At 57.8% G+C, this 14,266-nt stretch carries 11 protein-coding genes; 9 read left to right on the top strand and 2 right to left on the bottom strand.

What is annotated here, in order from left to right; all coding sequences use genetic code 11:
* Positions 1-4 precede the first annotated feature (4 nt).
* Positions 5-319 (bottom strand): non-heme iron oxygenase ferredoxin subunit, encoded by a 315-nt coding sequence (locus LNA76_RS13220; protein ID WP_094197638.1) that lies wholly within the window; start codon positions 317-319, stop codon positions 5-7.
* 380 nt (positions 320-699) lie between these two features.
* Here LNA76_RS13220 and LNA76_RS13215 point away from each other — a divergent pair, with 380 nt between their 5' ends.
* From LNA76_RS13215 to LNA76_RS13180, 8 genes are all read left to right on the top strand, one after another.
* The gene (locus LNA76_RS13215; RefSeq protein WP_094197637.1) at positions 700-1,797 is read left to right on the top strand and encodes a TRAP transporter substrate-binding protein; all 1,098 of its coding nucleotides are present in this window, start codon (positions 700-702) and stop codon (positions 1,795-1,797) included.
* 24 nt (positions 1,798-1,821) lie between these two features.
* A complete protein-coding gene (locus LNA76_RS13210; protein ID WP_230019238.1) occupies positions 1,822-4,224 on the top strand; it encodes a xanthine dehydrogenase family protein molybdopterin-binding subunit in 2,403 nt (800 codons plus the stop codon).
* A complete protein-coding gene (locus LNA76_RS13205) occupies positions 4,221-5,057 on the top strand; it encodes an FAD binding domain-containing protein (RefSeq protein ID WP_094197635.1) in 837 nt (278 codons plus the stop codon). The genes LNA76_RS13210 and LNA76_RS13205 overlap by 4 nt, the downstream gene beginning before the upstream one ends.
* Before the next feature lie 3 nt (positions 5,058-5,060).
* Complete coding sequence (locus LNA76_RS13200) at positions 5,061-6,248, top strand: xanthine dehydrogenase family Fe-S subunit (protein ID WP_230019237.1); 1,188 nt, start codon at positions 5,061-5,063, stop codon at positions 6,246-6,248.
* A 255-nt stretch (positions 6,249-6,503) separates the two neighbouring features.
* Complete coding sequence (locus tag LNA76_RS13195; RefSeq protein ID WP_162988186.1) at positions 6,504-7,112, top strand: TRAP transporter small permease subunit; 609 nt, start codon at positions 6,504-6,506, stop codon at positions 7,110-7,112.
* Between the two features lie 11 nt (positions 7,113-7,123).
* Complete coding sequence (locus LNA76_RS13190; protein WP_094198425.1) at positions 7,124-8,800, top strand: TRAP transporter large permease; 1,677 nt, start codon at positions 7,124-7,126, stop codon at positions 8,798-8,800.
* A 15-nt stretch (positions 8,801-8,815) separates the two neighbouring features.
* Entirely contained in the window at positions 8,816-9,838 is a 1,023-nt protein-coding gene (locus tag LNA76_RS13185; RefSeq protein ID WP_230019236.1) for an XdhC family protein, read from the top strand.
* 188 nt (positions 9,839-10,026) lie between these two features.
* Positions 10,027-11,511, top strand: a complete 1,485-nt coding sequence (locus LNA76_RS13180) for an NAD(P)H-hydrate dehydratase (RefSeq protein WP_108728610.1) — start codon at positions 10,027-10,029, stop codon at positions 11,509-11,511.
* Between the two features lie 3 nt (positions 11,512-11,514).
* Here the strand turns inward: LNA76_RS13180 and LNA76_RS13175 are convergent, their stop codons facing one another.
* Positions 11,515-12,438 (bottom strand): EamA family transporter, encoded by a 924-nt coding sequence (locus tag LNA76_RS13175; RefSeq protein WP_094197630.1) that lies wholly within the window; start codon positions 12,436-12,438, stop codon positions 11,515-11,517.
* Positions 12,439-12,590: 152 nt separating this feature from the next.
* On the opposite strand from LNA76_RS13175, the gene LNA76_RS13170 reads away from it, so the two are divergent.
* Positions 12,591-14,195: a phospholipase D family protein gene (locus LNA76_RS13170; protein WP_094197629.1), complete on the top strand. Its 1,605-nt coding sequence runs from the start codon at positions 12,591-12,593 to the stop codon at positions 14,193-14,195.
* Positions 14,196-14,266: the final 71 nt, after the last annotated feature.

The following is a 14,266-nucleotide window of genomic DNA, read 5'->3' as shown; positions in this document are numbered from 1 at the left end:
AAGCTCAGGCCTGGCTAAAGTCAGCCAGAATATCGCTGCCTTCAATACGCAGCGGATAGACCTTGATATCCACCGTGGCCGGGGCGTTCATGGCCTTGCCGGTTCGCAAACAGAACTTGGCCTGATGCAGGGGGCATTCCACACAACCGTCTTCCAGATAGCCGTCGGACAGCAGGGCATATTGGTGGGTACAGACGTTGTCGGTCAGGTAGAACTCGTCGTCCAGTTTGTGCAGGGCCAGTTTCTTGCCTTCCCACTCGATGGCCAGGGACTCTTCGTTGTCGATGGCATCGGTTTCGGAAATTTTTATCCAGTTCAAAGCTGTCTCCAGGTTGTGCTTTCAATTAGTCAGTATACTGTATAAATTATAAAATAAAATATCGTTTTTATAAGGGATTGCGCTAGTTTAGGTTTAAGCTATTGATGGTGCTTTCCTTTATCTCATCAAGGACATGCGTCAGTAGTTTCCCTGCTTGACCAAAAATTAATTAATCAGCACACTTACTATTATTGAGGCGGTGATTGTGAATTTTACAGCGTAGCAACACTGCTTTGAACGTCCGTCTGGCCCCTTGGGGGGACGGTTTGGCAAGGTTCAGACAGCAGTTGTCCGAGCATAAGGTCAGACTGGCGGGCAGCTACCCAGGCCCCTATCGAGCAAGGGGTGTCAATACACTAAAAAATACAAAGAGGTGAGTGATGGAGCGTCGTAGTTTTCTGCTGAAATCGGCAACGGCCGCAGGTGCAGGTCTGGCAGCGGTCGCTGCCCCTGCAATCGCACAAAGCAGCCCCACCGTGCGCTGGCGCATGTCCACCGGCTGGCCCAAAAGTCTGGACACTATTTACGGCTCGGCCGAAGCATTGTGCAAACGTGTCAGCGAACTGACCGAGGGCAAATTTGAAATTCGCGCGTTCCCCGGTGGTGAACTGGTGCCTTACGCGCAGAATATGGATGCCATCAGCAATGGCACTGTCGAATGTAACCACGTGCTCAGTACCGCTTTTGTGGGCAAGAACACCGCCGTGACCTTTGACACTGGCCTGTCTTTTGGCATGAACGCCCGTCAGCACAATTCCTGGATCCACTTCGGTGGCGGTCTGGAATTGCTGCGCGATATGTACAGCCAATACAACATCGTGAACTTTGTGGCCGGTAATGTGGGCGTGCAGATGGGGGGCTGGTTTCGTAAGGAAATCAAAGACCTGGAAAGCCTGCAAGGTCTGAAAATGCGTATTGGCGGTATTGGTGGCATGGTGCTGTCCAAACTGGGTGCCGTACCCCAGCAGATTCCCCCCAGCGATATTTACTCCTCGCTGGAAAAAGGCACGATTGATGCTGCCGAATGGATTGGCCCTTACGACGATGAAAGGCTGGGCTTGAACAAAGTCGCTCCTTTTTACTATTCCCCCGGTTGGTTTGAAGGCAGTGCATCCTTGACCTCCATGGTGAACAAAGAAGCCTGGGAAGCTCTGCCTGCCAATTTCAAGGCTGCTTTCGAGACTGCCTGTAACGAGCAGACCATGCTGAGCCTGGCCAAATACGATGCCTTGAATCCTAGTGCCTTGCGCAAGCTGGTGGCCGATGGTGCCAAGCTGCGTTACTTCCCCAAGGACGTCATGAAGGCCGCTTACGACAAGTCTCAGGAGCTGTGGAAGGAACTGTCCGAGAGCAACGCTGATTTTGCCAAGATCTATCCAGGCTGGAAAGCCTTCCAGGAGCAGGAGGCCAGTTGGTTCCGGGTTGCCGAAAGCGCCCTGGACAACTTCACCTTCAGCGAGTTGGGCAAGCGCAGTTAAGCAGCACATTATTAAGGTAGTGAAATGAGTCAGCACAGTCACCCGTCACGCCCGGGTGGCCAAGGAGTGGGTGCGCGTATCCTTCGCAAGGAGGATGCGCGCCATCTCAATGGCCAGGGCAACTTCATCGGAAACATGACCATGCCGGGGCTACAGGAAGTCGCCTTCTTGCGCAGCCCCATGGCGCATGCCCGCATCCGTCAGATCAATATTGAAGACAGCGCACGCGCACAGGTCATTACCCGCGCCGATATGCCGGACTGTCAGGATATTTACGCCGCGTCCACCTTGCCCAGCTATCAGGCCTCCAGCATGCCGCCGCTGGCCTCGGGCAGCGTGCGTTATGTGGGCGAACCGGTTGCCTTGGCCTTTGGTGAGAGCCGCGCCGTGGCCGAGGACGTTCTGGAGGAGATCGAAGCCCTGTATGACGAGCTGCCGGTTTATGGCAGTGTGCCGGCCTCGCTGGCCGCGCAGGGGGATCTGTTGCATGAAGGCTGGCAGGACAATGTGTTTGTGACCTTGCGCTCGGACGTGGCCTTTGAAGAGCACGCTGCCCGTGCTGACCGCGTAATCGAGCATTCTGTCAGCCTGTCGCGGCAGTGCATGTTGCCGATGGAAGGCAAGGCGGTGTTGGCCTATTGGGATTTCCAGGCTGATCAACTGGTGGTGTATTGCGGCAGTCAGATCCCACACATGCACCGTACCGGCATTGCCCAGTTTCTGGGTATGGATCAGGCTCAGGTGCGTGTGATTTCCCCCGATGTGGGCGGCGCCTTTGGTTATAAATGTGTGCTGCACCAGGAAGAGCTATGTGTGGCCTGGTTAGCCAAGACCTTCCGCAAGCCGTTCCGTTTCATGGAAGATCGCCGTGAGCACTTGATTGCCGGCGCCAATACCCGTGAACACCAGTACCGACTGAAAGCACACATCAGCAATGAAGGCCGCCTGCTGGCGCTGGACGCTGAAATTGATATTGATGGTGGCGCTTACTCGGTCTGGCCCTTTACCGTGGGTCTGGAAGTAGGCCAGGCCCTGGGCAACTTGCCCGGTCCGTACGATTTCCGTGGCTACCGTTGCCGCACACGCGGTGTGGGCACCAACAAGCCAGGCTTTATGCCGTATCGCGGCGTTGCCCGTACGGGTGTCTGCCTGGCCATTGAACAAATGATGGATCAGATCGCGTTGGCGGTCGGCAAGCCCTCCTGGGAAATTCGCTTGATGAATCTGGTGCAAGGCGAGCAAATGCCTTACATCAACGTGGCCAATAAGCATTACGACTCGGGTGATTATCCAGAAAGTTTGCGTCGCGCTTTGGCTGCGGTGGATGTGGATGCTGTGCTGGCTCGTCAGGCCAAGGGCGAGCCCGATGGTCGTTTGATTGGTTTGGGTGTGGCGTCCTATACCGAGCAGTCCGCACACGGCACCTCCGTGTTCGCCAGTTGGGGCACAGCGGTGATTCCTGGTTTCGATCAGGCGTTTGTACGCATGACCCCGGACGGCGGTCTGGAAGTGCGTGTGGGTGTGCACTCGCACGGTCAGGGCATGGAAACCTCGTTTGCCCAGATCGCTAGCGAAATTCTGGGTATTCCCGTGGCCAAGATCAAAGTGGTGCACGGTGATACGGGCCGCACGCCCTTTTCTACTGGCACTTACGCCTCGCGCTCCCTGGTGATGTCGGGCGGTGCGGTATCCAAGGCCTGCAAAGAGCTGCTGCCACGCGTACGCAAGATTGCCGCGCATATGCTGAAAACGGATGTGGACCACATGCAGCACCAAGGCGATACCTTTAGTGCCGATGGCCGGCAGATCAGCATCGCCCAAGTGGCCGATGCCTGGTACATCAACCCGCAGCATTTGCCCGAGGATGTGGACCCGCAAGGTCTGGAACTGTCCGTCGGTTACAAGCCCAAAGTCGATACAGGCAGCTTCACCTACGCCAGCAATGCCGTGGTGGTGGCGGTTGATCCGAGTACCGGTGGCGTGGAAGTGCTCAAGTACGTGGTGGTGGAAGACTGCGGCATCATGATCAACCCCATGATTGTGGAAGGCCAGACGATTGGTGGGATTGCCCAGGGGATTGGCACCGCCTTGTATGAAGAAATGCCTTATGACGAGTTTGGCCAGCCGTTGGCATCGACCTTGGCCGATTATGTGATGCCCGGTGCCTGCGAAGTGCCCAATATTCATATCGAACACATGGAAAGCCCGTCGCCCAATACGGAGTTTGGTGCCAAGGGCATGGGCGAGGGCGGCGCAATTGCCCCTCCCGCTGCCATCATGTCGGCCATTAACAATGCCTTGCGCTCTACGGGAGCCCAGGTCTCGCATACGCCCGTGACGCCGCATCGACTGCTAAGCGCCATTCGCGCTGCCGCACAGCCCGTCAATCAACAAGATAAACAGCCCGTGTCGGAGGTTCAGGCATGAAGGCCGCCAAGTTTGAATACGAACAGGCCCAGAGCCTGCAACAGATCCAGGATGCCTATGGCAGCGACCCTTCAGCGCTGCGCCTGATGGGCGGCAGCCAGTCCCTGGGCCCCATGTTGAATTTGCGGCTGGTGCGTCCAGGTCGTGTGCTGGATGTATCGGCCGTGCCCGAGCTACGTCAGGTCACGGCCATTAAAGGACACGTGCGTATCGGCGCAGCCGTGACCCACGCTCAGATTGAAGATGGTATTCACGAATTGCTGCGCGGTCACATGATGCAGAAAGTGGCGGGCCGCATTGCTTACCGGGGTGTACGCAATCGCGGCACTTTGGGTGGCAGCCTGGCCCATGCGGACCCGGCGGCAGACTGGGTGCTGACCTGCGTCGCTTTGGGCGCACGCATCAATGTGCGTGGAACCCAAGGCAGCCGCACTGTTCCCATGAGCGAATTCATGTTGGCCGCCTACACCACGGTGCTGGAAGCTGGTGAGTTTATTGAGTCTGTGGATGTGCCTGAGGTGTCCGGTTCGGCCCGCTGGGGTTACTACAAATTCACCCGCAAAGTGGGTGAATTTGCCGATGCCAGTTGTGCCTGTTACTTCGACCCGGCCACGCGCACGGCGCGCGTAGTGATTGGTGCCATGGAAGGCGCACCGCGCTCCTTGCCCGAGCTGGCCGTGAAAGTGGCTGCACAAGGGGCCGCCGTCCTGGAAGGGGACACGATTGAAGCGGCCCTGCAGCCGTATCTGGCACAACGGGACGAGGCCCATCAGGTGCTGTTCCGTACGGTCGTAGAGCGCAGCCTGAAGCAAGCGCTGGGCGTGAAAGGGTAAGACATGGCAGAAATCTCGATTCAAGTTAATGGTCGCCAGCAAAAGCACGAGGCCGAACCGCGTACCCATCTGGGTGATTTCATCCGCGAGAAAAGCCGTTTGACCGGCACCAATCTGAGCTGTGAGCACGGTGTGTGCGGTGCATGTACGGTGCTGGTGGATGGTCGTCCGGTGCGCTCCTGCATTACTTTTGCCGGCGCTTGCGATGGGCACGAAGTCACCACCGTAGAGGGCTACGACGACGACCCGATCATGAGCCGTCTGCGTACCGCTTTTTCGGAAAAACATGCTTTGCAATGCGGCTTCTGTACGCCTGGCATGTTGGCCACCAGCCGCGATATCGTGCTGCGTTTGCCCGACGCAGACGAAGCCCGTGTGCGCATTGAACTGTCCGGCAATATTTGCCGCTGTACCGGCTATCAAGGCATTACGGCTGCCATTCTGTCCGTGCTGCAAGCCCTGCGCGATCAGCCCGATGCCCAGGTAGACGCCTTGCGCGCCGCTGTGGTGCAAAACGTGCAGCAAGACTGGAACCAGAACGGTTTTACGACGTTTGACGCTGTCCAGGAAGACGTGCAAGCGCCCGCTCCGGTGGCCGCTGCAGCACCCGCCGCGTCCGGTCGTGCCGACAAGGGCAAAGGCCAAGCCATTCAAGGTGGTTTTGATGCCCGTTTCCCGGCCGATCAGGTGTGGGCTTTCATGAAGGATTTGCCCAAAGTGGCGGGCTGTCTGCCCGGCGCGATGATCGAGTCTCAGGAAGGGGCCACGGTACAAGGCAAGATCGCCATCAAGTTTGGCCCCATGTCGGCTGCCTTCAAGGGCAATGCCACGTTGGAAGAAGACAACGAACGCCGTGCCGCCGTGCTGCGCGGTGAGGGCGTGGACTCCTTGAGCCAATCGCGTGCGCGTGGCGATGTCAGCTTTCAGGTCAATCCGGATGGCCCAGAGCGCAGCCGCGTGGAAGTGGAACTGGTGTATTCGCTGCAAGGGCCACTGGCGCAGTTTTCGCGCTCCGGGCTGGTTCAGGATTTCGTGCGCCGCATGATTGCGGAGTTCGGCAAGAACGTAAACCTGCGCCTGGAAAAACCGCTGGCAGAAGGCGAGGAGCCCGTCGTGGCCGAGTTCAATCCGGTCAAGATGTTTTTCAGCATTTTGTGGGACCGCTTCAAGGGACTTTTCCGGCGCGCCTAAGTGCGTAGACGACGCAAGACGATAAATAGAACGGGGGCAAGGAAAGAGAGGGCGGGGCGTATCGCTGTGGGCAGGCGCAGGCGCCTGTCAATCGGGGTCGCCTGCTTGTCAGGCGCCTGGGGTATGGCCGGCCAAGCCCTACAAGAGTGCGCCACCCGTTTCGGTCTTGGTGGATACCAACTAGGGCCTGTTAACGCGCTTTGCTTACATCGTGTGAACAGACCCTTATTTCAACGCAGAAAATCTGGGGGATTGATGCAATTACTACTCAAACTATCAAGGGCGATCGACAGCCTGAATCAGCTCTGTGGCCGAGTGGTCATGTGGGTGGTTCTGCTGGTTGTGGTGATCAGCTCCTATAACGCCTTTGCGCGCAAATTTTTCGATATCAGCTCCAATGCCTGGCTGGAAGTGCAATGGTATCTGTTCGGTGCGCTTTTTCTGCTGACGGGCGGCTACACCTTCTTGCGCAATGAGCATGTACGCGTCGATGTGCTGGCCTCACGCCTGTCCGAGCGCAAACAAATAGTGATCGAAGCCGTGTGTGTGGTGCTGTTCATGTTGCCTGCCTGTCTTGCCATCATGATCTTGTCCTGGCCGGTGTTCATGGACTCTTACCTGACTCAGGAAGTGTCTTCCAACTCCGGTGGCTTGATTCGCTGGCCCGCCAAATTGATTATTCCCATTGGTTTTGCCCTGATTTCGCTGCAGGGGATCTCGCATCTGATCAAGTGCATTGGTTTTTTGCGTGGCGCTTGTCCCAACCCCAACAAGAAGTTGCAGAACAAAACGTCTGAAGAATTGCTGGCTGAAGAAATTGCACGGCAAGCCCAGGCCAAGTTAGCGCATCAACACAAAGGCTGAACCCGATCATGATGGATTTATTTATCGCTAATATGGCGCCGGTGATGTTTGCATCACTGATTGTTTTCTTGCTGCTGGGCTTTCCGGTGGCCTTCGCGCTGGCCGCCAACGGGATGGTGTTCGGTCTGATCGGCGTGGAAATGGGCCTGTTCAACTGGTCCCTGTTCCAGGCCTTGCCGCTGCGGGTATTTGGGATCATGGCCAACGATACCTTGCTGGCGATTCCCTTCTTTACTTTCATGGGGCTGATTCTGGAGAGGTCGGGCATGGCCGAAGACCTGCTCGATACGATTGGTCAGCTCTTTGGCTCCATGCCGGGTGGCCTGGCCATTGCTGTGGTGTTTGTGGGGGCCATGCTGGCTGCCACCACGGGGGTGGTGTCGGCGTCGGTTATTTCCATGGGCCTGATCTCCTTGCCCATCATGCTGCGTTACGGCTACAGCCGACGGTTGGCGACCGGGGTAATTGCGGCGTCAGGGACCTTGTCGCAGATCATTCCGCCCTCTCTGGTGCTGATTGTGCTGGCTGATCAGTTGGGTCGCTCGGTTGGCGATATGTACCGTGGAGCCATGGTGCCAGGCTTGGTGTTGACCTGCTCTTATCTGCTTTATGTTTTGATTCTGGCTGTCTTGCGCCCCAAGGACGTGCCTCCGATTCCTGCCGAGCATCGTACTTACTCGCAGGCCAATGGCCGTTCGGGTACACGCTCCTTGTGCGTGCTGTTGTTGATCTCGCTGGTGGCCGGTTATGTGCTGGATGAGTTTTGGGTTGATCCCAATGGTCCGGTAGACGAGAAGGTCGTTATTTGCATCTTGCTGGTGGGCGGCGTGGCCTTTGTCATGGCGCTTATCAACAAATGGCTGAAGCTGGGCCTGCTGTCGGTGTTGGCCGAACGCGTGGTGTTTGTCATGATTCCGCCCCTGGGCCTGATCTTTCTGGTGCTGGGGACCATCTTTCTGGGTATCGCAACGCCAACCGAAGGGGGGGCCATGGGCGCGGTGGGTGCGATCCTGATGGCGGTCAGCCGTCGTCGTTTGAGTATTGATCTGCTCAAGCAAGCCATGGATACCACCGCCAAGCTGTCTTGCTTTGTGATGTTCATTCTGATCGGTTCCACCATTTTCTCGCTGACCTTCCGGGGTGTCGATGGCGATCTGTGGGTGGAGCACCTGCTGCTTGACCTGCCCGGCGGTGAATACGGCTTTCTGATTCTGGTCAGTGTGCTGGTGTTTGTACTGGCTTTTTTCCTGGATTTCTTCGAGCTGGCTTTTATCATCGTGCCGTTGTTGGGGCCGGTGGCCGACAAGATGGGCATCGATTTAATCTGGTTTGGTGTGCTCTTAGCCGTTAATATGCAAACATCCTTTATGCATCCACCATTTGGCTTCTCACTATTTTATTTGCGCTCGGTGGCGCCCAAGGATGAGTACGTCGATAAAGTGACCCAGAAGAAGATTCCAGGTGTGGCCACAGGCGATATTTACTGGGGCTCCGTACCCTTTATCTGCATCCAGATTGTCATGATTGCCGTGGTGTTGCTATTCCCAGGCATGGTGACGCATTACAAGGGCACGGGTGTGACCGTGGACCCTAGCACGGTCAAGATCGAGATGCAGGCTGAATACGGTGCGGACTTGAATCCGTTTGGTGATTCGGGTGACGGCGGCGGTATGCCGGTATTCAAGTAAACACAGGAGACACCTATGGAGAGTCTGGATGTCAGGGTATTGCGCCAGTTGCACGCGTGGCGCGCACAAGGACGTGATGCGATCCTGGTCACGGTTGTGCAGACCTGGGGCTCGTCCCCCCGTCCAGAGGGCTCCATCATGGCTCTGGAGAAGGGCGGGGCGGTGGTCGGATCGGTTTCAGGTGGGTGTATCGAGGATGATCTGATCCGCGCCTATCACGACCCGGACGGGGCGGATAAACGCCTGCATGGTGATGGCCGTCCCCAGTTGCTAACGTATGGCGTCAGTGCGGATGAGGCGCATCGCTTTGGCCTGCCTTGCGGTGGGACGATCCGGCTGCTGGTGGAGTTCAATCCCTGCCCCCAAGCGCTGTCGGACCTGCTCGGTTTGCTGGAGCAACGTTATCTGGTGCAACGCCATGTGGACCTGCACACTGGTCGTGCCTGGGGCAGTGCCACCCGTGTTCCGGCGGCTTTGCAGTTAAGCCAGGATTGTCTGTCTGTGACCTTTGGGCCGTCTTATCGACTCTTGTTGATCGGCGGCGGGCAACTGTCTGAATACGTGGCGACCATTGCCTTGTTCAATGGCTTTGATGTGACGGTCTGCGATCCGCGCCGTGAGCATATTCAAGGCTGGAGCGTGGCGGGGGTACGCGTGGTCAGCGGGATGCCGGATGACGAGGTGATTGCCTGCGTGCCGGATCGGCGCACGGCTATTGTGGCCCTGACGCACGATCCCAAGCTGGACGATATGGCCTTGCTGGAGGCGCTCAAAAGCAGTGCCTTTTATGTGGGGGCGATTGGCTCACGACGTAATAACCAAAGTCGTCGTGAGCGCCTGGCCGAGTACTTTGACCTGACGGCCCAGGAGATCGACAAGCTCAAAGGCCCGATTGGTTTGTACATAGGCAGCAAGACCCCGGCGGAGATTGCTGTCAGCATCATGGCCGAGATCATTGCGGTCAAGAACGGGGTGCAGGTGCCAAGCGAGTTGTCAGTAGGCTCTGTCAAGGATAGACAAGAGCAGTTGTCGGCCTAGAGACGGGCTTGCGTGACAGTTCTGCATTCAGACAATTCGCACTAAGATAAGAGAACGGGCGGCGACCCGTTCTTTTTTTGTGTCCGGGCCGCCCAGGACCTGACGCCTGCTGTTGTCAGCAGGCCGCCAGCGGGTGACAAGCCCGTGCAGCGTAGGGACGTTTTGATTTCTGTCTTTGTGAGCCCCTCATGCCCTTTGTGTCCCAGTATGGTTTTTTGCCCCTGAGTGCCCCCCCAGGAAAGGAGGCTCTGTACAACCCGGCACAGTGCGCCAGCATGGATGCGGCGGCACCGGGTTTTGGGGTATCTATCGAGCAATTGATGCAGGCCGCTGCCAGTGCAGTGGCGCGTACCGTGCAGCGACACTGGCCGCAAGGAGCCGTCCTGTTCTTGTGCGGGCCGGGCAATAACGGCGGTGATGCCTTGGTGGCCGCGCAGATTCTGCGTGAGCAAGGGCGAGTGGTTTCCGTGTTCAGCCTGGTGGACCCGTCCGTGCGACAGGGGACAGCCGCTTGGGCGCAAAGCCAGTGGCAAGGCCGCTGGGAAAGACAATGTCCGGATTTCCGACGTTTTTCCGTGGTGGTCGATGGTTTACTGGGTGCGGGTTTGGACCGCGACGTAGAAGGCGACACCGCCGCCTTGATCCAGTCCCTGGCGGCTTCCAAGGTTCCTGTTTGTGCCATTGACGTGCCTTCGGGTCTGGATGGTGCCAGCGGGCAGGTACGCGGTGTGCTCGCCCCTGCCACGGTGACGGTCAGCTTTGTCCGTTATAAGCCGGGCCATGTTCTGTATCCGGGGCGAACCCTATGCGGCAAGTTGGAATTGGCCGACATCGGTATGCCAGCGCCAGCCTTGCAACAGGCCAATACCTGGTTGAATGAACCGGCCTTGTGGCAGGCTCATCTGCCGCAGTTGGGGGCCCAGAGCCATAAGTACACGCGTGGGCATGCCTTGGTGGTCGGGGGCGAACAGATGACCGGAGCCAGCCGTCTGGCAGCGCGTGCCGCGCAACGCGCAGGGGCAGGGCTGGTCAGCATGGCCGTGCCACCTTCGGTCTGGCCGGTGTATGCCGGCGCATTGGACAGCATCATGGTGGCTCCCCTTGATGACACCTTGACCACGGACGAGCGTATTCGCGCCTGGCTGATCGGGCCGGGGGCAGGCTTGGGCGAGCAAACCCGTCGCCTGACCCTGGCCTTGCTGGCTACCGAGCGGCCTTGTGTATTGGACGCCGATGCCATCAGCAGCTTTGCAGAGCAGCCGCAGGAATTGCTCGATGCCTTGCATGAGCAGTGTGTACTGACCCCTCATGCAGGAGAGTTCGCCCGCGTCTTTGAAACTGCACCGGATCGGTTGGAGGCGGCGCGTTTGGCCGCTCGACAATGCGGTGCCGTGCTGGTTCTGAAGGGTGCGGATACTGTCATCGCTGCGCCGGATGGGCGGGCCTTGATCAATGCCTGCGCACCGCCCTGGCTGGCCACTGGGGGCAGCGGGGATGTCTTGGCAGGCCTTGTCTGCGGTCTGCTGACCCAGGGCATGCCTGCTTTTGAGGCAGCGGGTGCCGCTGTTTGGCTGCATTCACAAGCCGCCCTGGAGTTTGGTCCCGGCCTGATTCCGGAGGATTTGATCGCCGTGCTGCCGCGTGTTTGGCAGCGCCTTTTATCCAGGGCCTAAGGCTTACTTGCGTGGGGAGCGTTGGTAGGCCAGCGCCACAATCCCGCTTAGCACCACCGCTCCACCCAGCAATTGAGTGGAGTTCAAGGTCTGTTTTAAAATCAGCCAGCCCAGAATCAGGGATGCCACCGGCTCCATGTTCATGAAGGGGGCATTGCGTGTCATGTCCAGTCGGGGAGCCAGCACAAACAGGGTGACAAAGCCCGTGGTGTACAGCACACAGACCAGTGACAGGGCAATCCAGCCTGTGGCGTCATGGGGCAAGGCAGAACCACCGGGCAGCAGTCCCAGGGGGCTGAGCGCAATCAGGCAGACCAGCGTTTGGCTGATGGTACAGAAACTGCGCACCAGACCGGGCAGAGGGGCCAGTTTATTTTCTGTAACCCACAGACCCATGGCAAACGTCAGGGCCGTCAGCAGGCTGCACACCACACCCAGCACCCATTGCCCATCCAGCGTTGCGCCCTGAATCAGGCTGGGGGTGTCCAGCGCCAGCAAGAGGCCAATCAGAATGGCCACCATGATGATGGAGGTCTTGCGAGTCGGTTTGTGCCCGCCCAGTATCCAGGTCAACAAGGCCAACAGAATCGGGTACATATTGGCCACCAGCAAGGCCAGGGCCACGGGGATACGCGCGATGGAAGAGTAGATCAGCATGCACTGCATGGTGATCAGCGCGCCCAGCAACAGTTGCCAGCCCAGATATTGACGCGGCACATGCAAGGCTTGTTTGCGCCAGATGAGCAGCATGCTCAAGGCCAGAGTAGCCACGGCGGAGCGGAAAATAACCGAGATGATCAGCCCGGTACCATGGTCCAGTGCGACTTTTGCTGCAATATGGTTGGCGGCAAAGGAGCTGCCCAGCATTAACAGCAAAATAATGGCAAGGTGGCGGGGCAGTAAGGTAGGGGATGTTGCGGGGGGCATGCTGCTTATTTCAAGTTTAAAGTGCGAGGGGTTGCTTTATTGTTGTCCGCTCTGTCACTGGCTGCAAGTATTGCTTGCATATCGTGGTCAATATGCCTTGGGTGGGCGGTGCTACTATGTGGAGCGATGTCCATGACCACAGAGATGCTCCCATGAAAATCGACCCCGCCAACAAGCCGACAATACCCCGTTCTACGGGCCAGGCTCCGTCCTTTTTCTGGCGCAGCCTGATGGCGGGTGGAGCCTTGCTGGCCGGCCTGACAGGCTGCGCTCTGCCCTCGCTGGAGGGCCGTAGCCACAGCGAGGCTTTGCCGCTGGATCAGGCCCGGAACACCATGATTGGCCAGGCGGTGACTCCCATGGTTCAGCAGCATCCTGGCTTGTCCGGCATTTACCCTTTGTTTGATCCGCACGACGCGTATGCCGCCCGCGCCTTGCTGGCCTTTGCCGCCCAGAAAACGCTGGATGTGCAGTATTACATTTGGCGGGGTGATACCACTGGCACCTTGATGCTGGGCACTTTGTTGCAAGCGGCGGAGCGTGGCGTGCGCGTACGTTTGTTGATTGACGACAATGGCATTACGGGGTTGGATGATTCTTTATCTGCCTTGAATGCCCATCCCAATATCGAAGTGCGCCTGTTCAACCCCTTTGTGTTGCGCTGGCCTAAATCCCTGGGCTTCCTGATGGATTTTTCCCGTCTGAACCGGCGCATGCACAACAAGTCCTTTACCGTCGATAACCAGGTCACCATTATTGGTGGACGCAATGTGGGTGATGAGTATTTCGGCGCGACCCAGGACGTGTTGTTTGCAGACCTGGACGTGATGGCCATTGGTGCCGTGGTACAGGATGTCTCCAAGGATTTCGACCGCTACTGGGCCAGTCAGTCGGCCTATCCGGTCGATACTCTGATCAAAACAGGTAATTCGCAAGCACTGGTGACGTTTCAGGCGCAGTTGCAAGAGGCTCAGGAGCAGCCACGCGCCAAGGATTATCAGCAGGTGCTGCGTGAATCGGATTTGGTCAGCCATCTGGTGCGCGGCGAGCTGGATTTCCAGTGGGCGCGTACCACCATGATCAGTGATGACCCGGCCAAGGCTTTGGGCCCGGTCAATCCGGAGCAGTTGATGGTCTGGCAAATGGACCATGTGCTGGGCAAACCCACCAGTCAGGTCGATCTGGTGTCCTCTTATTTTGTGCCTACGGCGGCGGGCGTACGCGCTTTTGAGGCGATGATGCAACGGCCTGGCATGAAGGTGCGTGTTTTGACCAACTCTTTGGCGGCTACGGACGTAGCTGCGGTGCATGCGGGCTATGCGAAGCGACGCAAAGCCTTGCTGGAGGCAGGGGTGCAGTTGCTGGAGCTGCGGCCCACCACGGACAAACCTACCCGTCATGGCTCGGGGCCATTTGGCAGTTCGGGCTCGGCCCTGCATGCCAAGACTTTTGCCGTGGATGGCAAACGCTTGTTTGTGGGGTCCTTTAATTTCGATCCGCGTTCGGTCAATTTGAATACGGAACTGGGCTTTATTATCGAAAGCCCTGAAATGGCGCAAGCCTTGTCCAGGAGCTTTGAGGAAGTCTTGCCTTACCGTAGCTATCGTGTCGAACTGGATGATAATGGCGACCTGGTATGGATTCAGTTAAACGAAGACGGTACCGAGCGCTTTTTTACCTCCGAGCCCAATGCCAGCATCTGGCGGCGAGCCGGAGTCGGAGTCTTGTCTGTCCTGCCGATCGAGTGGCTGCTGTAAGCCAGATTTGTTTATCGACTATTGATGTGCCATGCCCCCAAGGACAAGGCGAAGTCCTTGGGGGCATGTAA

It is taken from the genome of Alcaligenes sp. MMA, from assembly GCF_020907215.1.
Lineage (GTDB): Bacteria > Pseudomonadota > Gammaproteobacteria > Burkholderiales > Burkholderiaceae_B > Alcaligenes > Alcaligenes aquatilis.
Note: the sequence above shows the minus strand (reverse complement) of the source record. Positions and strands in the feature narration are given on the sequence as shown.

Bases quoted from the DNA above. Each gene is read 5' to 3' on its own strand.
- LNA76_RS13215 (WP_094197637.1), top strand. From the start codon at position 700: ATGGAGCGTCGTAGTTTTCTGCTGAAATCGGCAACGGCCGCAGGTGCA.
- LNA76_RS13210 (WP_230019238.1), top strand. From the start codon at position 1,822: ATGAGTCAGCACAGTCACCCGTCACGCCCGGGTGGCCAAGGAGTGGGT.
- LNA76_RS13205 (WP_094197635.1), top strand. From the start codon at position 4,221: ATGAAGGCCGCCAAGTTTGAATACGAACAGGCCCAGAGCCTGCAACAG.
- LNA76_RS13200 (WP_230019237.1), top strand. From the start codon at position 5,061: ATGGCAGAAATCTCGATTCAAGTTAATGGTCGCCAGCAAAAGCACGAG.
- LNA76_RS13195 (WP_162988186.1), top strand. From the start codon at position 6,504: ATGCAATTACTACTCAAACTATCAAGGGCGATCGACAGCCTGAATCAG.
- LNA76_RS13190 (WP_094198425.1), top strand. From the start codon at position 7,124: ATGGATTTATTTATCGCTAATATGGCGCCGGTGATGTTTGCATCACTG.
- LNA76_RS13185 (WP_230019236.1), top strand. From the start codon at position 8,816: ATGGAGAGTCTGGATGTCAGGGTATTGCGCCAGTTGCACGCGTGGCGC.
- LNA76_RS13180 (WP_108728610.1), top strand. From the start codon at position 10,027: ATGCCCTTTGTGTCCCAGTATGGTTTTTTGCCCCTGAGTGCCCCCCCA.
- LNA76_RS13175 (WP_094197630.1), bottom strand. From the start codon at position 12,438: ATGCCCCCCGCAACATCCCCTACCTTACTGCCCCGCCACCTTGCCATT.
- LNA76_RS13170 (WP_094197629.1), top strand. From the start codon at position 12,591: ATGAAAATCGACCCCGCCAACAAGCCGACAATACCCCGTTCTACGGGC.